This is a genomic window from Streptomyces laculatispora, from assembly GCF_017353455.1.
GTDB lineage: Bacteria > Actinomycetota > Actinomycetes > Streptomycetales > Streptomycetaceae > Streptomyces > Streptomyces laculatispora.
In genome coordinates this window covers 1-21,487 of sequence record NZ_JAFMPZ010000507.1, presented here as the reverse complement: position 1 = coordinate 21,487, position 21,487 = coordinate 1, and the positions used below count along the sequence as shown (strand labels likewise).

20 protein-coding genes and 1 pseudogene are annotated in these 21,487 nt (G+C 70.4%); 13 read left to right on the top strand and 8 right to left on the bottom strand.

Annotated elements, in window-relative coordinates:
* Positions 1-23 precede the first annotated feature (23 nt).
* Positions 24-911, bottom strand: coding sequence for an NAD(P)-dependent oxidoreductase (locus tag J1C73_RS26405; RefSeq protein ID WP_123460697.1), 888 nt, complete (start codon positions 909-911; stop codon positions 24-26).
* A gap of 47 nt (positions 912-958) precedes the next feature.
* On the opposite strand from J1C73_RS26405, the gene J1C73_RS26400 reads away from it, so the two are divergent.
* The 3 genes and pseudogenes from J1C73_RS26400 (at position 959) to J1C73_RS26390 (ending at position 3,143) form a co-directional block, all read left to right on the top strand.
* Positions 959-1,309 (top strand): winged helix-turn-helix transcriptional regulator, encoded by a 351-nt coding sequence (locus tag J1C73_RS26400; RefSeq protein ID WP_123460698.1) that lies wholly within the window; start codon positions 959-961, stop codon positions 1,307-1,309.
* Between the two features lie 276 nt (positions 1,310-1,585).
* Positions 1,586-2,110 (top strand): annotated as a pseudogene (locus J1C73_RS26395) (alpha/beta hydrolase); the annotation flags it as partial.
* A 73-nt stretch (positions 2,111-2,183) separates the two neighbouring features.
* Positions 2,184-3,143 carry an NAD(P)H-dependent flavin oxidoreductase gene (locus J1C73_RS26390; protein ID WP_207318580.1) on the top strand — a complete coding sequence of 320 codons (960 nt, stop codon included), beginning with the start codon at positions 2,184-2,186 and terminating at the stop codon, positions 3,141-3,143.
* Positions 3,144-3,511: 368 nt separating this feature from the next.
* Here J1C73_RS26390 and J1C73_RS26385 read toward each other — a convergent pair whose 3' ends face one another.
* Positions 3,512-3,967: a winged helix-turn-helix transcriptional regulator gene (locus J1C73_RS26385; protein ID WP_207318579.1), complete on the bottom strand. Its 456-nt coding sequence runs from the start codon at positions 3,965-3,967 to the stop codon at positions 3,512-3,514.
* Between the two features lie 90 nt (positions 3,968-4,057).
* Between J1C73_RS26385 and J1C73_RS26380 the strand changes: the two genes are divergently transcribed.
* From J1C73_RS26380 to J1C73_RS26370, 3 genes are all read left to right on the top strand, one after another.
* Positions 4,058-5,248 carry an MFS transporter gene (locus tag J1C73_RS26380; RefSeq protein WP_242644729.1) on the top strand — a complete coding sequence of 397 codons (1,191 nt, stop codon included), beginning with the start codon at positions 4,058-4,060 and terminating at the stop codon, positions 5,246-5,248.
* A gap of 208 nt (positions 5,249-5,456) precedes the next feature.
* Positions 5,457-5,948 (top strand): nucleotidyltransferase domain-containing protein, encoded by a 492-nt coding sequence (locus tag J1C73_RS26375; RefSeq protein ID WP_207318600.1) that lies wholly within the window; start codon positions 5,457-5,459, stop codon positions 5,946-5,948.
* A 251-nt stretch (positions 5,949-6,199) separates the two neighbouring features.
* Positions 6,200-7,117: a hypothetical protein gene (locus tag J1C73_RS26370; protein ID WP_207318578.1), complete on the top strand. Its 918-nt coding sequence runs from the start codon at positions 6,200-6,202 to the stop codon at positions 7,115-7,117.
* A 104-nt stretch (positions 7,118-7,221) separates the two neighbouring features.
* On the opposite strand, the gene J1C73_RS26365 is transcribed toward J1C73_RS26370, so the two are convergent.
* The 3 genes from J1C73_RS26365 to J1C73_RS26355 all read right to left on the bottom strand — a co-directional run bounded on the left by J1C73_RS26365 (position 7,222) and on the right by J1C73_RS26355 (position 11,093).
* The gene (locus tag J1C73_RS26365) at positions 7,222-8,076 is read right to left on the bottom strand and encodes an alpha/beta fold hydrolase (RefSeq protein ID WP_207318577.1); all 855 of its coding nucleotides are present in this window, start codon (positions 8,074-8,076) and stop codon (positions 7,222-7,224) included.
* A 132-nt stretch (positions 8,077-8,208) separates the two neighbouring features.
* On the bottom strand, positions 8,209-9,006 hold the full coding sequence (locus J1C73_RS26360) for a hypothetical protein (RefSeq protein WP_207318576.1): 798 nt from the start codon (positions 9,004-9,006) through the stop codon (positions 8,209-8,211).
* 1,106 nt (positions 9,007-10,112) lie between these two features.
* Positions 10,113-11,093: a TniQ family protein gene (locus J1C73_RS26355; protein WP_242644736.1), complete on the bottom strand. Its 981-nt coding sequence runs from the start codon at positions 11,091-11,093 to the stop codon at positions 10,113-10,115.
* 435 nt (positions 11,094-11,528) lie between these two features.
* On the opposite strand from J1C73_RS26355, the gene J1C73_RS26350 reads away from it, so the two are divergent.
* From J1C73_RS26350 to J1C73_RS26335, 4 genes are all read left to right on the top strand, one after another.
* Positions 11,529-12,377, top strand: coding sequence for a putative RNA methyltransferase (locus J1C73_RS26350; RefSeq protein WP_207318574.1), 849 nt, complete (start codon positions 11,529-11,531; stop codon positions 12,375-12,377).
* A 358-nt stretch (positions 12,378-12,735) separates the two neighbouring features.
* A complete protein-coding gene (locus J1C73_RS26345) occupies positions 12,736-13,191 on the top strand; it encodes a helix-turn-helix domain-containing protein (RefSeq protein ID WP_123460704.1) in 456 nt (151 codons plus the stop codon).
* A gap of 27 nt (positions 13,192-13,218) precedes the next feature.
* A complete protein-coding gene (locus J1C73_RS26340; RefSeq protein ID WP_207318573.1) occupies positions 13,219-13,860 on the top strand; it encodes a hypothetical protein in 642 nt (213 codons plus the stop codon).
* Between the two features lie 115 nt (positions 13,861-13,975).
* Positions 13,976-14,311, top strand: coding sequence for a DUF2516 family protein (locus J1C73_RS26335; RefSeq protein ID WP_207318572.1), 336 nt, complete (start codon positions 13,976-13,978; stop codon positions 14,309-14,311).
* On the opposite strand, the gene J1C73_RS26330 is transcribed toward J1C73_RS26335, so the two are convergent.
* From J1C73_RS26330 to J1C73_RS26320, 3 genes are all read right to left on the bottom strand, one after another.
* Positions 14,293-15,636: a PP2C family protein-serine/threonine phosphatase gene (locus J1C73_RS26330; RefSeq protein ID WP_207318571.1), complete on the bottom strand. Its 1,344-nt coding sequence runs from the start codon at positions 15,634-15,636 to the stop codon at positions 14,293-14,295. The genes J1C73_RS26335 and J1C73_RS26330 overlap by 19 nt on opposite strands.
* Positions 15,637-16,167: 531 nt before the next feature.
* The gene (locus tag J1C73_RS26325) at positions 16,168-17,229 is read right to left on the bottom strand and encodes a C40 family peptidase (RefSeq protein ID WP_207318570.1); all 1,062 of its coding nucleotides are present in this window, start codon (positions 17,227-17,229) and stop codon (positions 16,168-16,170) included.
* Positions 17,230-17,471: 242 nt separating this feature from the next.
* A complete protein-coding gene (locus tag J1C73_RS26320) occupies positions 17,472-18,248 on the bottom strand; it encodes a class I SAM-dependent methyltransferase (protein WP_207318569.1) in 777 nt (258 codons plus the stop codon).
* Between the two features lie 203 nt (positions 18,249-18,451).
* Here J1C73_RS26320 and mshA point away from each other — a divergent pair, with 203 nt between their 5' ends.
* The 3 genes from mshA to J1C73_RS26305 form a co-directional block, all read left to right on the top strand.
* Positions 18,452-19,816, top strand: coding sequence for a D-inositol-3-phosphate glycosyltransferase (mshA, locus tag J1C73_RS26315; RefSeq protein ID WP_207318568.1), 1,365 nt, complete (start codon positions 18,452-18,454; stop codon positions 19,814-19,816).
* Between the two features lie 56 nt (positions 19,817-19,872).
* Complete coding sequence (locus J1C73_RS26310; RefSeq protein ID WP_207318567.1) at positions 19,873-20,382, top strand: type III secretion system chaperone family protein; 510 nt, start codon at positions 19,873-19,875, stop codon at positions 20,380-20,382.
* A 149-nt stretch (positions 20,383-20,531) separates the two neighbouring features.
* On the top strand, positions 20,532-21,487 hold a 956-nt coding region (locus tag J1C73_RS26305), incomplete at its 3' end, for a glycosyl hydrolase family 28-related protein (RefSeq protein ID WP_242644728.1).

Below are 21,487 nucleotides of genomic sequence, written 5' to 3'. Positions count from 1 at the left end.
CCGGGTCCGGTTCGCCGGGTCCCTCAGGCCCGGCCGAGCAGTTCGGCGACCCGGACGAAGCCGTCGGTGCCATGCCCGTCGGCGACGGCCCGCCGCGCCAGTTCCCCGGCCGCGCGCATCACGCCCGCGTCGATGCCGTGGGCCTCGGAGGTGTGGACGATATGGGCCATGGAGGATGCCGCCGAGGTGAGCGGATTGTCCTCGCCGGAGAAGTCCCCGTCGTCCAGCGCCTGTGCGTACTGCCCGAAGATCGGTGGCAGGATCGCGCTGATTCCCTGGGCGAACGGGGCCAGTTCGCGCGCGGTGACCCCTTCCGCCCGCGCCACCGCGAGGGCGTGCGCGAAGCCGGTCATCGCGGTCCAGAAGATGTCCAGCAGCGCGATGTCGTACGCGGCCGCCCGGCCGATCTCCTCGCTCAGATGGGTATGGGTGCCGCCCAGCGCATGCAGGACTGGCCGGTGCTCCCGGTAGAGCTCTGCCGGGCCGCTGTGGAGGAACACGGCGGCCGGTGTCCCGATGGTGGTGGTCGGCGTCATGATCGCGCCGTCCAGGTAGCGGATGCCGTGCCGGGCGGCCCAGTCCGCGGTGGACCGGGCCCGGTCCGGGGTGTCGGCGCTCAGGTTCACGACCGTGCGCCCCTTGGCCGCGTCCGTGACCGCGTCGCTCCGCAGGACGGCGTCGGCCGCGTCGTAGTTCACGACGCACACCACGGTCAGCGGGCTCGCGGCGACCGCCTCCCCGGCCGACGGGGCGCCGGTGGCGCCGCGTTCGACCAGCTCCCGGTCCCGTCCCGGGGTCCGGTTCCAGACCGTGGTCCGCAGACCCGCGTCCAGGAACGCCCGGGCCAGGCAACGGCCCATCGGTCCCAGACCGAGCACGGTGACGGCAGACTGTTCGGAGGGTGTGGACATGCTTCAACTCCATTGAAAACGTTGACGAAAGCGGTGGACAGACCGAGATGACACGCAGCCGTGCACAGGATCCGAATGTCTGCGGAGTGACGGCCGCGATCGCGGTGATCGACGGCAAGTGGAAGACCGCCCTGCTCTGGCTGCTGGAGTCCGGGCCGTGCCGCCCCGGAGAGCTGCGGCGTCAGCTGCCGGGGCTCAGCGAGAAGGTGCTGACCCAGGGGTTGCGCGAGATGGAGGACGACGGACTGGTGCACCGGGAGGTGTACGACGAACTGCCGCTCAGGACCGAGTACTCCCTGACCCCGTTCGGCCGGGAGCTCTCCGAGGCGCTGGCGCCGCTGTCCGACTGGGGACACCGCCGCCTGGAGCGGCTGACCGGGTCCCCTTCGGCATCCTGACCCGGGTGCGTACCTTCTGACCCGGGCGCAGTTCCTGGCATGGGCCCACTCTCCTGGCACGGGCGACGCGAGACGCCATGACCTCCCCTCCGGCGTCCGGCTTCCGGCGTCCGGCCGGATGCCGGGTGCGTTGCCGCGCTGTCTTCCGTAACCAGGTTCGCCCGGGCGGCGCCGGCTGCCAAGTACCCACAAAAAGGTGGGTACCGGGGTGGGTGCCGAGGTGCGTGCGAGGGCGGGTACCGAGGCGGTCCGGCGGTCGTTGACAAAGCGGAACAGATGGGCGGGCACACCGCGAGCCTGCTGCTGGGCGCCCGGCTCACCGATCCGCAGGACGGGACGGTGGTGAACCCGGCCGACCCCCGGATCCGGGCGGGCGTACTGCTCGCCGCGCCCGGCCGGGGCGGCGACGCCCTCGGCGAGTCCGCGGCCAGGAACTTCCCCTTTCTCCTGACCACGGACTTCTCCGGGATGCGGACGCCCGTGCTCGTGGTCGCGGGCGACAAGGACGCCTCCGCCCACCTGACCGTCCGGGGCCCCGACTGGCACGCCGACCCGTACCTGCTCTCCCCGGGCCCCAAGTCCCTGCTCACCCTGTTCGGCGCGGAGCACGGACTCGGCGGGGTCTGCGGATACGACGTCGCCGAGACCACGGACGAGAACCCCGCGCGGGTCTCCGTCGTCCAGCGGCTCACCTGGGCCTACCTCCGTACGGAGCTCCACCCCGGGGATTCCGCCTGGCAGGCGGCGCGGGACGAACTGGCGTCCGGCTCCGGCCCGTTCGGCCGGGTCGAGTCCACGTAGGCCGACGAGGCGCCGGCTCCCGTCCGGCCGCGCGGGATGACGTGGCACGCCCGCGAGGGCGATGCTTACGGTCATGGAACTGTCCACTGCGTTCACGGAATTGCTCGGTGTGCGGCACCCGATCGTGCTGGCGCCGATGGGCGGATCGGCCGGGGGTGCGCTGGCGTCGGCCGTCTCCCGCGGCGGCGGACTCGGGATGCTGGGTGCCGGAATGGGGGACCGGGACTGGCTGGCCCGCGAACTGCCGGTCATGGCGGGTGTCGAGGAGCCGTGGGGCGTCGGTTTCCTGAGCTGGGCGACCGGTGCCGGTGCGGTCGAGCAGGCGCTGGAGTACGGGCCCCGGGCGGTGATGCTGTCCTTCGGGGATCCGAGCCCGTTCGTCGAACGCGTCCGGGCGGCGGGCGCGGCGGTGATCATTCAGGCCACCGATCTGGAGGAGGCCCGGCAGGCCGTGGACCTGGGCGCCGACATCATCGTGGCGCAGGGCACCGAGAGCGGTGGGCACGGCGCCCGGCGCGGGCGGTCCACGCTTCCGTTCGTGCCGGTCGTGGTGGATCTGGCGGCGCCCGTACCGGTGCTGGCGGCGGGCGGGATCGCCGACGGCCGCGGCGTGGCCGCCGCCCTGGCCCTGGGCGCTGCGGGGGCGCTCATCGGCACCCGTTTCCAGGCCACGGCGGAGGCCCTCGCCGACCCCTCGGTCACCGAGGCGATCGTGCGGGGACGCGGGCAGGACACGGAGCGCAACAGCGTTCTCGACATCGCCCGAGGGTCCCGGTGGCCCGCGAAATACACGGCTCGCACCCTCGGCCACCCCTACCTCGACCGATGGCGGGGCCGGGAGACGGAACTCTCGGCGTCCGCCGCGGCCCAGCAGGACTATCGGGCCGATGTGGCAAGAGGCGCTGTGCCGCCTCTGCCGGTATGGGCGGGCGAGGCCGTCGACCTCGTCACGGACATGCCGCCCGCGGCCGATCTCGTCGCCGCACTGGCGACTCAGGCCGTCGAGGCCCTGGCGCGGGCGGGGAGGCGCTGAACTCCGGGAAGGCCGGCCCTCGGCACGCCGGCGGGCGGCTGCTGGACAGCTGCCACGCCGAACGGCACCCGGTGGGCGCCCGCGTGCCGGCCAGCACCCGTGCCAGATCACCCTGCTGGGGACCGGCCCGGGTGCGACCGCGCTGCGGGAGCTGCTCGGCGTGCCGCCCAAGTGGTCCGGCGCCGCTGCCGGCTGAGCACGCGGCCGGGGTCCGCGAGGGCGGCGCGTCGCCGGTTCACCGCGTCGGACGGTTCGTCGTGCCGGCGCCCGGCCGGCGGTGCCGTCGTCGTGGATGTGCAGCATGAACTCAGCGACCGGGCTGCCGCGTCGGGAAACGTCGTGGTCGGCCGGGCGATCTCCTGGCCGCGTTACCGGCCGACCTTGCGCACGTGTGAGGTCGATGCCGTGACGGGCCGGCCGCTCCGGTCCAGAACGCTGAGGCGGGGCACGTCCCGTCCGTCGTGGTCGACCAGGACGGAGCGGTCCTCGCCGGGGGCGAAGGCATGGCGTTCTCCCCACTGCCTGAGCGCGACGACGGCGGTGAACAACTCCTGGCCGGCATCGGTGAGCCGGTAGGTGTGGCGCTTGGCCCCGGGGGGAGTGCTCGTGGCCAGGATGCCGTGCGCGGTGAGCTTTCGGAGCCGGTCGCTGAGGACGTTGCGGGCGACGCCGAGACGGTTTCGGAAATCGGTGAACGACGCCGCGCCGTCCATTGCGTCACGGACGATGAGCAGGCTCCACCGGTCGCCGACGAGATCGACCGTGCGCGCAACCGGGCACGTCGGATCGGTCCACTCCTGGTCTGCCGGCACCGCGTCCGTCATCGGACTCCTCCCGTATGAGTTGCAGATCGAAACCATTGTGCCTTAATCTCAAACGGTTTCATATTGAAACCAATCGAGAGGTGGGCAGGGATGTCGTCGACGATCACGAGCGGGCAGCGTTTCGTCCTGGCGTCGGTGTGCGCGGTGGCGGTGTCCACGATCTACGCGATCCAGCCGGTGCTGGAGGCCGCGGGCAGCGACCTCGGGCTGGCCGGTTCGGCGCTGGGGTGGCTGGTCGCGGTCGGCCAGCTCGGGTACTTCGCCGGGCTCGTCCTGCTGGTGCCGCTCGGGGACGTCCTCGACCGGCGCACGCTGATCGTCGGGCATCTGATCCTCACCGGCGCGGGTGCGACGATCACGTCCCTCGCGCCCGGAGGCGTGATCGCCGGGGTCGGCCTGGCGGTCGCGGGCCTGTTCGCGGTGGTTGTGCAGATCACGGTCGCCTATGTCGCGGCCACCTCGCCGCCCGGCGAGCGCGGCCGCAACATCGGCACGGTCACCTCCGGGGTGGTGCTCGGGATTCTCGGCGTCCGCGTGCTCGCGGGTGTGCTGGGTGACCACGTCGGGTGGCGGGCCGTCTACGCCGTTCTTGCCGCACTCTGCCTCGCTCTCGCTCTGATCGCGCACCGGACCCTCGACCCCGACGCCCGGCCCGCGCGGGCCCGCTACCGGGATGTCCTCGCCACCGCGGGACGTCTCGTCGCCACCGATCGGCTCTTCCTCGGCCGCGGGCTGATCGCGTTCTTCCTGTTCGCGTCCTTCGGCACCCTGTGGAGCGGGCTGGCCCTGCCGTTGGCCGCCGCGCCATGGCACTTCGGTACGACGACCATCGGGCTGTTCGGTCTGGCCGGCCTCATCGGTGCCGTGGCGGCCGGGCGCGCGGGCGTCTGGGCCGACGCGGGGCGCGCCCAGGCCGTCACCGGCTGGTCGCTGGCGCTACTGGCCGCGTCCTGGACGCTCACCGCGCAGACGGCACCGGCCCTGTGGCCGCTCATCGCAGGCGTCGTGCTGCTCGACTTCGCCGTCCAGGCCGTGCATGTGAGCAGTCAGCACCTCCTCACCGCCGCGCACCCCGAACGTTCCAGCAGCGTCATCGGCGCCTATATGGCCTTCTACTCGCTCGGCTCCGCCCTCGGTGCCGTGACCACGGCGTGGGCGTACGCCTCCTCGGGGTGGTGGGCGTCCTGCCTGCTCGGCGCCGCCTATGCCGTGGCCGCGCTGGCGGTGTGGGCGCTCTCGCGGCGGGCGACAGGTGCCCTGCCGGTGTCCTGTCCCAGCTGAGTGCGGGCCGTGCGAGGCTCTGACCCGCGGTGCTTCGTCCTGTCCGGGACGTGCCGGCCGAGGCCGTCCCGCGCAGGTGTGGGCAGTTCGGCGCATGGGATGTCTCCTCGCAAACGATCAGTCCCTGACCCACTCCTGTGACCTGCGGCGACCGGCCGAAGGAATTCGTTCGCTGTCCGGGGTGATCGCTTCTAGCCTGCGTCGCGTGATGACAGCTGAAGCCGTGTTGTCCGTCCTGGCTCTGCTGCGACGGGCTGAAGCGGATGTCTGGATCGGCGGAGGATGGGGGATCGATGCTCTGATCGGTGAACGGACCCGGGATCATCGCGACTTGGACCTGATGCATCGGAAGGACCAGGAGGCCGCTGTGATGGCAGCTCTCTCCGAGGTGGGGTTCGTCGAGAGCCTGAGCTGGAGGCCCATCCGATTCGTCGTCACGGCTCCGGACGGCCGGGAAATCGATCTTCATCCCCTCGTCTTCGCCGACGACGGCTCGGCGGTGCAGGCGTCACCCGAACCGGAACGTCCGTTCCTCTATCCCCCACGATGTTTTGTGACCGGCGCTATCGAGGGAACGCCCGTCCCGTGTCTGTCCGCCGAGCAGCAGGTCTGCTTCCACCAGGGCTACGAGCCCACGGACCGCGATCGGCACGACATGGCTCAACTCCGTCGAGCCTTCGGGATCGCGACGTACTTCTGATCCCCGTCGCCCAGATGAGAATGAACGCAGGAGTGGAAGGTCAGCCCCGGCAGGCACAGTTGTGTGTCCTGGAGGGTTCAGGAAGGCCTTGCCTGCGGCGGAACGGCGTCCAGCAGCGCGAAGGGCGCCACCGCCGGTGCCCCGTCCCGCTGACCAGCGAACTCGGCGTCTCCAGCAGCCAGTATGTGGGCCGGCAGCCATAGTGGCTGCGACAGCGGCTCCACCGACGCCGCCCCTGCCGGAAGCCGCCTGTGCTCACCTCCGGCATCACGTCGGCCGACGTCGAATTCCTCCGCCCGCGGCCCCATGAGCAGAACTGCCCAGAAACGCAGGGGACCCGCCAGATCATCTGGGGCGACATCCCTCATGACGACAAGGCCGAGACCAGGACCGGCCCATCAACCTGTTTGGATCCCTGCATGACGGATTGGTCGCAACTCAGCCATGCCTACGGCTCGGCGGAAGACATACCCACCCTGTTGGACCGGATCGCATGGGAACGGAAGCCCGAGCTCTGGAGCGACCTGTGGTCAGCGCTGTGCCACCAGGGCAGCGTCTACTCGGCCAGCTTCGCGGCGCTGCCCTGGCTGGCCGACCTGGCCGGCAGTAACGACCGGGAGCAGGCGGTGAACGCCCTGGCTCTGGCAGGCGCGATCATGGCGGGTGCCGAGCAGCCGCACGTGGCCGGTGACGTCCGCGCGCGGCACGCCGCGGAGGTCGAGAGCCTCCTGACGGCGGTGAACCGGCAGCTCCGGGTGGTCTCCGATCGCACCGACTACATCCACCTGCTGGAAGCCATGCTGGGTTTCGAGGGCGTCGTGGGCTGGAGCGAAGATCTGGCCTGGGGGCTGGTCAACGAGGAGTACGAGGTCGACTGCCCCGGCTGCCGGACCGGTCTGTTCATCGTTCTCGGCGAGCGAGGATTCTTCTCCACCAGCGAGGACTACGCGCTCTCGGACCACGATGTCGAGACGAGACCCCTGCTGCCGGCGAACCCGGCCAACCTGGACGGCATCGGTCGACGCCTCCACGACATCTCCCTCTCCGACGGCCAACACGAGGTCGCCCACGTGCTGACCCATGTATTCGGACGCGCGACGTGTCCGGACTGCGAAACCGACTTCTCCGTTGCCGACCAAGTCAGCGCCGACTGGCCGGTTGCGCCGTAGACGCCGCATCGGTGGACTCCGTCAGGTAGGCAGCCGTCTCCGGGCGTGTGCCCTCGCGAGAGTCCACCGATCTCGCCCTGGCGTCTGGTGGGCATGGGGGAGTGTCAGCGTGCTGCGAGGTCTGCGAGCAACTCGGCGGCGGGCTTCGGGTGGGCGAGCCAGCGCAGGTGACTTCCCTCAAGTGTCCGGACGTCGAAGGGGTTGTCGGGTGTGAGCGCGTTGGCCTCGCGAATCATGCGGTCCTGCGCGGCGAGCGGAATGCTGGCATCGGCGGCCAGGCGCACATAGGTCTTGGGAATCCGGCCCCAGGTCGTGGCCTGTGCCCGGTCGGCGGACGTACCGACGTCGAGGTTCTCGTCAGGCTGGAAGGTGTTCAGGAAGGTTCGGAACTCGTCATCGGTGAGGTCGGCGGCGAGGGCTCGCTTGAACGCGGCGAGCACTGTCGGATCGGCGGTGCGGAAGTTGGTCCGGAGCAGACCGAGTTCGGCCGGGTTTCCGACGAGCGCGCCGGCGAGGGCTCCTGCGTCGAGGTCCGCCATCTCCGGCTGGGTGTAGTAGTCGCTCACGTCCAGATCGACGGGGCACCAGGCGGAGACGTAAACGATCCGGTCGATCAGCTCCGGCCGGGCGTTGGCGACGGCGGTGGTCGTGATGCCACCCCGGCTGTGGGCGACGAGGATGGTGGGCCCGTTCCGCCTGGCCCGTTCGAGGACTTCGATCACGCGGGCGGCGTTGTGGGCGAGCGTGACTCCCTTGATGCTCCCCGGTTCCTCGGCGAGTGCGTCGAGGATCTGGGGAGCCTGGTAGGCCGCGGGGAAGGTCGCCTCGAATCCGTGCCCCGGGAGGTCGACCGCGACCGAGCGGTGCCCGAGTAGGGCGAGCTCAGCCTGCAGCGGCCCGAACGAGAACGAATTCGCGAAGGCTCCATGAACAAAGACGAATGTCGGCAGCTTCTGCATGCCTCAGTCTCCAACAGAACGATCTTCGGAGAAAGATCAAGGATCCAAGAGGGCTTCGCGAGATGCCCGAGCATCTCTTCCGCCGCACCCACGGCACCGCCGGCCTACTGCACCGGTTCGAGCCCAAGAGGATCAGAGCGTGAGCGCGGGACGGGTGGAGAAGTCCTCGCAGAGGCCTTCACCGTCCGGCCCGTACGCGAACTCAGCCATGGAGGGGTTGCGGTTGGCAGTAGCCAGGGGCAGCCACGCCAGCATGGAGCCGTACCCCCCGCACACCGACTCGCCGCCGTCACCGCCGTGGGCCGCGGTGACGTCGCTCGTCAGTTCCGTGCGGTAGGTGTCATGGGCGATTCGCAGGCCGAAGCCGCTCAGCTGCTGATGCGGGCCGGTGCGGTCCCCGTGGGGGATGCGGTCCAGGGGGCAGTCGTTGCCCCACCGGAACAGGGTGTCCGTGCCGGCTCCGCAGCCGTGCTCCCACTCGTCGGAGCTCGGCATCCGCAGGCCGCGAGCCGCGAGGACGGCCGGCATGTCGGCAGGCGGTTCGGTCAGATCCTCGTCCTCCACAGCCATGAGCACCGTGGCTAGGGTGACGCTCCGGCGGGGGCTGAGCACGTGCGCGAGGTGGGCCCGCAGGTCGGAGCCACAGCCAAAGCCCTGATCCAGGCTCTCTGCATAGTCGGCGGCCTGCGCAGGTGTCGGCTGCCAGGCGTCGAGATCGAATCCGAGTGTCACCGCGCCGCCGGGTATCAGGGCGAATTCCTGCCCGTCCCGCTCGATCCGAACCCGATGCAGCGGAGCACCGAGATGCTCCATGGTCTCCACGACGGTCACGTGGCCCTCCACCTGGTGCGCCGCCTCTTGGGCGACGCGACGTGCGGTAGGCAGCTCGAAGGACCGCCACTGGTCGAGACCGAGATCAGCAAGAGACATGGGGCGCAGTGTCGCACTCAGGTCTGACACGGCTCGCGGCCGACGAACCCCGAAGCCGACGGCAGCCGCAGCCGGTGCTGCGACTCTTCGGGGTGGATGACACCGCCGTGCTGAGCTGGGCCGCTGGTCGAGGCGATGCGCGCACTGCCGAGCTGAGCGCGATGTTTCCCCTCCGGCCACTGGCCCGGTAGGCGCGAAAGCGCGAGGGATCAGGCCGAGGCTACGGGGGTGTCAATGGACAGGCAATGCCATTCGTGGCCGCAACCGTCGGAGCGGAAGCGCTCCCGTCGGCGTTCGATGCCCCGTGGCATCGGCCGAAGCTCCTGAGCGAGCTCGTCGAGAATGACGTACGGATCAGCCATCCCCACGCCCCTGTTGCGCTCGGAGCACAGGCCTTTCCGGCCGTCCAAGCAGATCACCGAGTGCCTGGAAAGGCAGGTCGTCTGCTTCCAGCGGCTCCGAGTATCCATGTACCCACTGGCCGGGGAGGGGGGCAGAGGCCAGGGAGACTCGCTCCAGGAAGGGAACCCAGCCATCCCGCGACTGGACGAACACCGGCGGATCGTCTCGGTCGAGGTCCCGCGGCCGCACTCCCCAGAAGGCGCACCCCTGGTTCTCGCTGCGGAAAACGTGCACGCCGCCGAACTCGTCGTGCACGAACAATTCGGAAGGCTGGAGCAGCGGGTCCTGGTTGCCGGTGAGGTCGTGACGCGCGCCGAGAAGCGAGTAGGCATCGCGCAACGCGGTCGGCAGCGGGAGCCCCAGGCCCGCGCCCTGTCGGGTGTCCCGCCGCGCAGAGCTTGAGCCACGTCGAACTCGTCAACCATGCCGTGGACCGCACAGGCCGGCCGGCTTCGCCGGGACTCCGCCAAGCCGTTGGCCAGAACCACTGGGACTCGCCATGTCTACCGGGAACGGACATCTGCTGTCCGTTCCCAGAAGACCTGAGTCGGTGAGGTGCCCCTGATCTGCGCCTTCTCATGATGGTCGGGACGCTTCGGAGCGTGGAGGGCCCAGCGGATCTGAACGGCGGTGAAACTGTTCGGGCGTGAGGTGGGTCCGTCCCAGGAGCTCTGTCCGGTCGATAGGCCCTGGCCTGGGACTTATCAGTTCCACTGGGAATCATCTCGTAGGGCGCTGTGGTCCTCCGGGGACATCACCAGCATCAGCGACCTTCCCAATGAGTCGGTCCAGCGGAAGAGGGCGTCGTTGAAGAAGGTGCGTGAGTGGCGATTCTCGCGGAGAGAGGGGACGTTGAGCCGGTGCTCGGCTTCTGCGTAGACAGCGTCGATCGTGCGCCGGTGCTGGCTGAGGTTCACCCATGGGCGAGGCGCCCGTCGTGCTCGCCAAGCAGGGTCGGTCACCATGCCGAGCATGGTGACGAACTCCGGGTAGGTGGCGATGTACTCCCGCTCGTCGACGCGTCGCCTGATGATGTTCTCGTAGGCGGCCTCCTTGGGAGGGAGCTGAGCGAGACGGTCGTTCCAGCGTGAGAGCAGATGGGGCTGCTTCTTGTTCAGAAGCCAGGACCGGACCATGTGCTGCGCTTCCTTTGTGGCTGCTTCCAGGGTGTCGGGGAAGCGGCGGGCGATTCGCCGGTGCCGGTGTTGAGCGGTGACAAGTTCTGGCAGGTGGCCGACACGGTATTGGCGGTTGCCGTCGAGCCAGATGCCGTGCCGACGGCAGAGCTGGAGGTCGGCGGGGCGATGCGCGAGGACTGGTCCGGTGATTCCACGGCGGTGCATGCAGTGTGAGCACGCGACGTAGAGACGCCGCCGGTAGCGGATCACCTCGCCTCCGGTACGCGCCTCAATCCGGGAGATCGCTGGCAGCAGCATCCGAAGGGTCTCAGGAGCGAGACCCGTCAGGAGTGCCAGCCGCGGCAGAACCATCGGAGTCCAGCGCCATAACGTGTCCGTCCGCTTGCCGATCAGCGCGTTCTTGAACGGCGTCAGGGTCTTCGCCAGTTGGCCCGACGTCACGTGGTTGGCGGCGGCGAGGCGGTGCAAATACCAGCCGAAGACCTCCCCGTGGACAGGCGGCAGAGGAAGTGGCAGGAGCCGGACCGGCGCTTTCCAGGGCTCCATCACTCAGGCCGCCTTCGGCCTGCGGGCGTACTTGGCACGGGGGCGTTCGGGCCGGGTCTTCTGGACGGCGTGGTCGAACTCGATCTGTGCAGCTTAAACGGGACCAAACCCCTCGTCCGGGTGATTACGCAGTCCGGCGCGATCCCCCACCGCCGGGCCGCATCTCTTGACTGCTGAGGCGAGGGGACGGGCTTTTGGTAAGGCTCGTAAGGTGTAGGCATGTGGACCCAGCACATCCAGGCTCTGTAATCACGAGGCGTTGAGGGCGATGCCGTAGGGCGTCGCCCTCCTTGGCGTGCCTGTTTACGTGATCCATCTCCCTTGTGCCGCCCACACCGAGGCGGCGAGATGCCGGGCCTCTCTTTCTTGAGACGGCGGCTTTTGAGAGCGCGTGCAGGCACGGTCCCTTCCCTTCACCGTCGCCTGGAGTGCCTCGTGCCTGCGTTGCTTCCCCCTGCCCTCGAACCATTTCTCGACTTGCTGCGCTGCCCGGTGTGCCGCGCCTGTCTCCGACCCGACCGTGGCTCACTGCGCTGCCCGGAGGGCCACACCTTCGACATCGCCCGTCAGGGCTACGTCAGCCTGCTGACGGGCATCCGCGCCACCAGCGGTGACGACGCAGCCATGGTTCAGGCCCGAAACCGGTTCCTGTCCACCGGCAGGTACGCCCCTGTCCACCAGACTCTGACTCGTATGACAGCCGACGCCCTGCCTGGTCAAGGCACGGTCGTAGACATCGGGTGCGGCACCGGCTACTACCTGGCCGGCGTACTCGATCAACTGCCCGGCACCCGCGGCCTGGGGCTGGACACGTCAGCACGCGCCCTGCGCTCAGCAGCCCGAGCCCATCCGCGAGCTGCTGCGGCGAGCTGGGACGCCTTTCGCCCCTTCCCCTTGGTTGACCAGGGGGTCGACGTCGTGCTGGACGTGTTCGCCCCGCGCAACCCGTCCGAGTTCCACCGAGTGCTCCGTCCGACCGGCCGGTTGATCGTGGTGCGGCCCATCGAGCGGCACCTGGCCGAGCTACGGGGCCAGATCCCCACGATGGTCACGATCGACCCGGACAAGGAACAGCGCCTGCAACAGGCGTTGGACCCCTACTTCCAGGCCGCCGGTACTCAGCACGTCGAATACACCACGCCCCTGACCAGGCAAGAAGCCATCGACCTGGTGGGAATGACACCGAGCGCACGCCACCTGACCCCCGCGGACCTGAGCGGCCACGGCTCCCTGCCCAGTCGGGTGACCGTCTCCGTGCTGGCCACCTCCTACCAGCCTCGGTAACTACGGGCGGACGGATACGCCTGCTGAACCGACGAACCAATGGGCGCACCTGGCGCTCCACCTTCCCGGCAATTCGGGCAAGGTGGGGCGTCCGTCCGCTGGCCGTCGTGATCTCCCAGGCCATCCGACAGCCGGAGCGGTGGGTACTGCCCTCGCGGGCAGGTGGCTCTGGTGGGCTGGCCGCTGCGCAGGTCGTCCGGGACCCGTTCACTTCACATTGCAGACCCGGTGGGAATTCGCAGATAGACCGGGAACGGACATCTGCCGCTGGAAGCCGCACAGGCCCGTACGAGTGGTTCGGAACACTTTTGCAAGCGCCTGCTTGCAAAAGTTAGCGCCGAGGGTCCACCATCGAGACATGGCATCACTCAACGTCGGCAACCTCGGCGAGTACCTGCGCGAGCAGCGGCGTACCGCGCAGCTGTCGCTGCGGCAGCTCGCCGACGCCGCCGGGGTATCCAATCCCTATCTCAGCCAGATCGAGCGCGGGCTGCGCAAGCCCAGTGCCGAGGTGCTGCAGCAGGTCGCCAAGGCGCTGCGGATCTCCGCCGAGACCCTTTACGTACGGGCCGGGATCCTGGATGAGCGGGAGCGGGACGAGCTGGAGACGCGGGCGGTGATTCTGGCCGATCCGTCGATCAACGAGCGGCAGAAGAGCGTGCTGCTGCAGATCTACGCCTCCTTCCGCAAGGAGAACGGGTTCGAGGACGAGCCCGGGGGTGAGGAGGGGGATGCGTCCGGTGCGGACGCGCCCTTCAATGCCGACGGCAGTGCTGCCGATACAGCTTCAAAGCCTTCAAAACCCTCACACTGAGTCTGATGATCCGGGAGGACCACAGTCATGGCCATCACCGATGACCTGCGCAAGACCCTCACCGACCCGACCCCCCTCTACTTCGCCGCGGGTACGGCCGATCTCGCCGTGCAGCAGGCGCGCAAGGTTCCGGCGCTGATCGAGCAGCTGCGGGCCGAGGCGCCGGAGCGTATCGAGGCCGTGCGCAACACCGACCCCAAGGTCGTGCAGGAGAAGGTGACCGGGCAGGCCAAGGAGGCGCAGGCCACCTTCCAGGCCAAGGTCACCGAGGTGATCGGGGCGTTCGACACCGATCTGAAGAAGCTGGGCGAGAGCGCCCAGGACCTGGCGCTGCGCGGTGTGGGTGTGGCCGCCGAGTACGCGGTCAGGGCCCGGGAGACGTACGAGAAGGTCGCCGAGCGCGGCGAGCAGACCGTGCGGACGTGGCGGGGCGAGACCGCCGAGGAGATCGTCGAGATCGCCGTCGTCGTCGAGCCGCGCAAGGAGTCCAAGCCGGACTCCAAGCCGGTGGCCAAGGCTGAGCCCAAGGCCGCGCCGAAGCCGGTCGCCAAGCCCGCGCCCGCCGCCAGGACCGTCAAGGCGGAGGCCAAGCCGTCGCCCGCGGCGGCCAGGAAGGCGCCCGCGCGCAAGCCCGCGGCCAAGAAGACCACGCCGCCCACCGGCAAGTAGCGCGACGGCCGGCCGGTGTGCCGGGAGGACGGACGGGCACCTTTCGGGGTGCCCCGGTCGTTGTCCCGGTACCTTGGCCGCGAGGCGCTCATCGACGGACTAGGCGGTGCACATCATGTTGCTCGAAGGCTTCAACTCATTCCTCGGGCTGATCTACACGGCAATGCTCGTCCTCGCCGTGATCGCCCTGATCATGGCCGCGGTCGCCCGCGAGGACGCCTACCGGGCCGCCGACAAGCAGACCAAGCCCTTCTGGCTGATCATTCTCGGCATCACGGTGGTGGTGAACCTCTGGGTGCCCATCATCTTCGTGCAGATCGCCGGGCTGGTCGCGACCATCGTGTTCTTCGTGGACGTGCGGCCCGCGCTCAAGGCCGTCACGGGCGGCGGCAACCGCCGCGGCGGATCGAGCAGCGACGGGCCGTACGGGCCCTACAACGGCGGGCGTTGAGCGCCTGCGGGTGATACCTGTCCGGGGCGGGGGCGCGGAATGCTCCGGCCCCGGCCGCCGTGGTGCGTCCGGTGGCGCGCGACGTCCTGGTCGCGGTTGAGCAGCAGGACCGCGACATCGTCGGTCAGTTCGCCGCCGTTCAGCTCGCGGACGTGGGTGACCGCCGCCTCCAGCAGGTCCTCGCCGGTCAGCCCCTCGGCCAGCTGGCGGTTGATCATCGCGACCATTCCGTCCTGTCCGAGGCGCTGCGTACCGTCTCCGATCCGGCCCTCGATCAGCCCGTCCGTGTACATCATCAGGCTCCAGGAACCGCCCAGTTCCACCTGCCGGCGCGGCCACCGGGCGCGCGGCAGCAGGCCGAGTGCCGGGCCGCCGTCCTGGTACGGGAGCAGATGCGCCGCCCGGCCCTGGCGGGCGATCAGCGGTGCGGGGTGGCCCGCCAGGCAGAGGCCCGCTCGGCGGCCGTCGGGGGCGATGTCGACCGTGCAGAGGGTCGCGAAGATCTCCTCGCTCTCCCTTTCGTGCTCCAGGACCTGCTGGAGCGTGGAGAGCAGCTCGTCGCCGCAGAGCCCCGCCAGCGTCAGCGCCCGCCACGCTATGCGCAGCTCCACGCCGAGCGCCGCCTCGTCCGGGCCGTGCCCGCAGACGTCGCCGATCATCACGTGGACCGTGCCGTCGGGCGTACGGACCGTGTCGTAGAAGTCCCCGCCGAGCAGCGCACGGCTGCGGCCGGGGCGGTAGCGGGCGGCGAAGTGCAGATCGGAGCCCTCGAGCAGCGGGGTGGGGAGCAGCCCGCGTTCCAGGCGGGCGTTCTCCTGGGCCCGCAGCCGGGACTCGGTGAGCTGGTGCTGCGCGACGTCGGCGCGCTTGCGTTCGACGGCGTAGCGGATGGCGCGGCTGAGCAGCCTGCCGTCGAGCTCGTCGCGGAAGAGGTAGTCCTGCGCCCCCACCCGTACCGCTTCGGCGGCCAGCTCGGCGTCCTCCTGAGCCGTGAGGGCGAGCACGGCGTGCCCGGGCGCGATCCGCAGGACGTGCTTGAGGGTGGCCAGCCCGTCCGGGTCCTCGCCCCGGGCGGTGCGTGCCTCGGCGCCGGACGGCAGGGCCAGGTCCAGCAGGATGCAGTCCACGTCGTCGGTGAGGAGCCGGCCCGCCTCGGTCAGATTGCGGGCGGTACGGATGCGGACCCGGGCCCCGGCCGCGGCCGGGAGCTCCGGGACGGTGAAGGTGCCCGCGGGGTCGTCCTCGATCACCAGGAGGGTGAGGTCGGCGCCATAGCTGGTCTCCGCAGTGGGAACGGAACGCTGCTGCGGTACGGGTACGGGCATCGAATCGGGTTTCCTTCCCTCCCCCCGAGGGCGCGGCGGAGCGACGATCGACGACCCGCCAGACGGGGACGATAGCGGTACGGGATGCGGGAACGGAATGGCGCTCGATGCGTGTCCGCCGTTGCGGGGAGGGCCTTAAGCCGCGGAAGGACGCAGATCCGGCGGGATGCGCGGGGGATGTGGCCCTATCCGGCGCATGACAAAGGTCACGTGCTGCGGCGGGCGCCGGGTGGCGCGGGTCACGGCTGCGGGGCGGGGGCGGATTCGCGCCCGTCGGCGGCAGCACAATCCGCCCGATTCGGGACTCCGCCCGCTCTGTGCCCGCCCCTCGGACGGCCTTAAGGGTCCCTTGAGGCTCTCTTAAGGTTGGCCGGCGCCGGTCCGGGCCGGGCTGCCGGGATGGGGTGGCTTGATCAGGCCGGGCTGCCCGGATGGGGTGGCTTGATCAGGCCGGGCCGACGGGTGCCGGTGGCCCGGGGCTGTCCTCCGGAACCGGCAGCGGAACTGACACCGTCACCGTCACCGGCACCGTCACTTGTCCGGGCGCACGACTCCGAGGATCTCCATCGATCCCGCCCCCGCGAGCGTGACGTTGCGGCCGGGGCGCGGGGCGTGCACGATCGCGCCGTCGCCGATGTACATCCCGACGTGCGTGGCGTCGCCGAAGTAGATGATCAGGTCGCCGGGGCGCATGTCCTTGACGGCGATGTGCGGCAGCTGCCGCCACTGCTCCTGCGAGGTGCGCGGGATCGGCTGCCCGGCCGCCGCCCATGCCTTGGACGTCAGCCCCGAGCAGTCGAACGACGAGGGGCCCACGGCACCCCATTTGTACGGCTTGCCGATCTGCGAGGTCGCGAAGGCCACCGCCTTCTTGCCGCTCGCGCTCGCCCCGCGGTTGATCTCCTTCAGGGCGCCGGAACTCAGCCAGGCCGTCTGCGACTTGTACTCCGCCTGCTGTTCCAGCTCAAGGAGCCGGGCCCGCTCCTTCTTCTCGAGCCGGGACTCCAGCTTCTTCGCCGCCGCGATCTGTGCGTTGATCTTCTTCTTGGCCTTGGCCTGCTTGACGCGACTGGCCTCGAGCTTGGTCCAGTTGGTGCTCGCGTCCTGCGTGTACGTCTCCAGGTCCTCCTGGGTCCTGTTCAGCTCGCCCAGGACCCCCTTGGCGGCCTGCTGGCCCTGGTGGGCCCGGCTGACTCCGTCCAGGAAGAGCTGCGGGTCGCCGCTGAGCATCAGCTGGGCGCCGGGCGGCAGTCCGGCGTTGCGGTACTGCTCGCGGGCCTGGGCGCCCGCTCTGCTCTTGAGGTCGGCGATCTTCGCCTGGCCCTCGACTATGGCCTGTGCCAGCTTGACGATCTCGCCCGACTGCTTCTTGGACCGTTCCTCGGCGAGGTTGTACGCGTCCGTCGCGGCCCCCGCCTTGCGGTAGAGGGCGTCGATCTCCTCGCGCACCTCTTCGAGGCTCTTCTTCCCGGACTTCGCCGGCTGCTCCGGCGCGGGAGGTGCCGGTGCGGCGAAAGCCTGGACCGGTGCGGCCAGTACAGCCAGCGCGCAGACCAGCGTGATCGCCGCGGCGGCACTGTTGCGTCGGTTCACGAGCTCCCCCTCCGGACAGACCCGAACGGATCTGATTTACCGTCAGTAACTTATGGCACCGACGAGATCGTGCCATGCCGTACCGAAAAGCAACAGAGGCTCATGCATCTCCGGCACATTCCGGCCAGTCGCCGGTGCCGCAGACGTACTCCCCCCGTACCGCTCCCCATCCCTGGGACGAACGGCGCCCGGCAGGTGTTCCCGGTGGAGGGGGAGTTCCTCCCCGTTCCCGGCGTGTTGGGCTAACGGCCGGGTCTCAGTGCCGCCCAGTTCACCGTGACTTCGCCCTGGCGCCACCGCCGTACCCCGTCCGTCAGCGGCCAGTCGCCGGACAGCGCCCGTACCGCCGTGATCCAGCGCTGCCGGGCGCCCAGCGAGGCGTACGGCGCCGCGGCGGCCCACGCCCGGTCGAAGTCGCGCAGGAACGCGTGGACGGGCTCACCCGGCACATTGCGGTGGATGAGCGCCTTGGGCAGCCGCTCCGCGAGGTCGGAGGGCCGGTCGAGGGAGCCGAGCCGGGTCGCGAAGGTCACCGTGCGCGGCCCTTCCGGGCCCAGCGCCACCCAGACGTGGCGGCGCCCGACCTCGTCGCAGGTGCCCTCCACCAGCAGCCCGTCCGGCGCGAGCCGCTCGCACAGCCGCTGCCAGACCGCGGTGACCTCGCCCTCGTCGTACTGGCGCAGCACGTTCGCCGCGCGGATCAGTACGGGCCGCTCGGGCAGCGGGATCTCGAAGCCGCCGTGCCGGAAGGTGAGGCCCTCGCGCTCGTACGGCTTCGCCGCGGCGACCCGCTCCGGGGAGATCTCGATGCCGACCACCGCGGTGCGCGGCTCGGCGCCGCGCAGCCGCTCCAGCAGTTCGACGGCGGTCCAGGGCGCGGCGCCGTACCCGAGGTCGACCGCGACGGGGGCGTCGGCGCGGCGCAGGGCGGGGCCGTGGGTGGCGGCGATCCAGCGGTCCATACGGCGCAGCCGGTTCGGGTTGGTGGTCCCGCGGGTCGCGGTGCCGATGGGGCGCATGACACAGAGCGTAACGAGCGGCGTGGAGCGGACGCCGCGGAGGCGTCGCCGCGACGCGCCGGAGACGCACTGCAATGATTTGGCAAAGCGGAAATGAAAGGAGGGGTTTCGCTGTTCCAGCCCTTCGGAGGGACCGTGTGTCCCCTCGGTGCCATGCCTGAACGAAGTCGGTACCAGTGCCTGAACGAGGAGGACCGGACGACGTGAGCCAGTACGTCTCTCGGCTCGGCAGCAGCCGCGTCGCACCGCGTCTCAGGTTCCCCGCCGGTTTCTCCGGCTCCTTCCCGGGCGGCCACCGCAAGCCCCGCCGGATCGCGATGCTCTCCGTGCACACCTCCCCGCTGCACCAGCCGGGTACGGGCGACGCGGGCGGCATGAACGTCTACATCGTGGAGCTGGCCAAACGCCTCGCCGCGATCAACATCGAGGTCGAGATCTTCACCCGCTCCACCACCGGCGCGCTGCCGCCGACGGTCGAGCTGTCGCCCGGCGTCCTGGTCCGCCATGTCGACGCGGGGCCGTACGAGGGTCTGGCCAAGGAGGAGCTGCCCGCCCAGCTCTGCGCCTTCACGCACGGCGTGATGCAGGCGTGGGCCGGCCAGCGCCCCGGCTACTACGACCTGGTGCACTCCCACTACTGGCTCTCCGGCCATGTCGGCTGGCTCGCCGCCCAGCGCTGGGGCGTTCCGCTCGTCCACGCCATGCACACCATGGCGAAGGTCAAGAACGCGTCGCTCGCCGAGGGCGACACCCCCGAACCCGCCGCCCGGGTGATCGGCGAGACCCAGATCGTCAGCGCGGCCGACCGGCTGATCGCGAACACCGCGGAGGAGGCGGACGAGCTCGTCCGTTTCTACGAGGCCGATCCCCAGGCCGTGGCCGTCGTCCACCCCGGCGTCAACCTGGACCGCTTCCGCCCGGCCGACGGGCGGGCCGCGGCGCGGGACCGGCTGGGGCTTCCGCAGGACGCCCTGATCCCGCTCTTCGCGGGCCGCATCCAGCCGCTGAAGGCCCCGGACGTGCTGCTGCGCGCCGTCGCCGTCCTGCTGGACCGCGATCCCTCGCTGCGGTCGCGCATCGTCGTGCCGGTCGTCGGCGGCCCCAGCGGCAGCGGGCTCGCCAGGCCGGAGGGGCTGCACAAGCTGGCCGCCCGGCTCGGTATCGCGGACGTCGTACGGTTCCACCCGCCGGTCGGGCAGGACCAGCTCGCCGACTGGTTCCGGGCCGCGTCCGTGCTGGTCATGCCCTCGTACAGCGAGTCCTTCGGCCTGGTCGCCATAGAGGCCCAGGCGGCCGGCACCCCGGTCGTCGCGGCGGCCGTGGGCGGGCTGCCGGTGGCGGTGCGGGACGGGGTCAGCGGCTTCCTGATCCCCGGCCACGACCCGGAGGCGTACGCGGAGGCGCTGGCGCGCTTCGCGCAGGCGCCGGAACTGGTCGCCCGGATGGGCGGCGCGGCCGCCGCGCACGCCCAGCGGTTCGGCTGGGACACGGCCGCCGCGGCGACCGCTGACGTGTACACGGAGGCGATGCAGGCACACCGGCGGCGGGTGCGGTCGCGCTACGTGTGAGGCGCGGGCCGGGCGGCGGATGTGGCGTCAGTCCTGTGGCGACGTACGCTCGAACCATGGCTGACGCACCGAGTGAAGTGGCGACGACACAGGTCATCGAGGCGGCGCTCAGCGACGCCGGGCTCGACTGGGAGAGCCCCGAGCCCGGGAGTTACGTCGTCCAGCTGCCCGGCACCCGCAAGCTCTCCACCACCTGCTCGCTGCTCGTCGGCAAGCACTCGCTCTCCGTCAACGCGTTCGTCATCCGGCACCCCGACGAGAACGACGCGGCGGTGCACCGCTGGCTGCTGGAGCGCAACCTCCGCCTCTTCGGAGTGAGTTACGCCATCGACTCGCTCGGGGACGTCTACCTCGTCGGCAAGCTGCCGCTCTCCGTCGTCACGCCCGAGGAGCTGGACCGGCTGCTCGGCGCGGTCCTGGAGGCCGCCGACGGCGCCTTCAACCCCCTCCTGGAACTCGGTTTCGCGAGTGCGATCCGCAAGGAGTACGAGTGGCGGGTGTCGCGTGGCGAGTCCACGCGGAATCTGGACGCGTTCACGCATCTGACCCAGTGCCCCTCCGGCTGATTCCGGTCAACTGACCCACGCCGCCTGGCGGTTCCCGGCCCCGAGATTCCACGGCGCACGACCCTTTCGCCGCGCTGGGGTGCCGTGGCATGCTCACCGCCGACGCAGACATGAACGTCGTTCACATTCATGAAAGGCGGATCGGGCTCATGGCGACCATCGAGAACTTCAGCAGGCGTGGACTGCTCGGCAGCGCTGTGGCCGTCGCCGCAACCGCGGCGACCGGATGGGCCGGCGGTGGAACGGCGTTCGCGGCGGGCGGCGACACCGCGGCCGGCGCGGACGGCAGAGGGCAGGTCACCCTGCTCTGGCGGGAGTTCGCCGCAGCCCCCCTCACCCACCCGCAGATCCCGTTCATCGGCCTGGCCGGCTACCGGGGCGGAGCGGACCTGCCCCGCCGTACCGGTCACGGCTTCACCGCCAACGTCCTGCACTACGGCGCCGAACCGGACAACTCCGCCGACGCCGCCCCCGCGATCAACCGCGCCATCGCCGCCGCCGGAGAGCGAGGCGGTGGCACGGTGCTCATCCCCGAGGGCACCTACCGCATCGACGACATCATCCGCATCGGACACAGCAACGTCGTCGTGCGCGGCGCGGGCAGCGGCCGCACCAAGCTGTACGCGACCCGGAACCTCACCGAACTGATCGGCGTCTACGGCAGCCGGTACGGCGGCGACAAGTCCAGCTGGTCCTGGGCCGGCGGCCTCATCTGGCTCTGCCCCGAGGACCGCTGGACCTCCCTCACCGACGCCATCAAGGCGAAGGACTGGCCCTTCGAGGGCTGGACCGGCAACAAGCGCGACGCGTGGCGGACCTTGACCACCGTCGCCCCCGCCCGCCTCGGCGACCGTACGATCACCGTCGACGACACCCGCGGGATCAGGCGCGGCGCACTCGTCCTGCTCCGCCTCGCCGACGACTCCGCGCACACCCTCCTGGAGCACATGGCGGGCGGCGGTCCGGGCCCCGAGGCGTACTACTGGGACGACAAGACGAAGCTGACCTCGTACGTCCCCTACGAATGGCCGGTCCGCATCACCGCCGTGCACGGCCGCAGGGTCACCCTGGAACGCCCCCTCCCGCTCGACATCCGCCCCGAGTG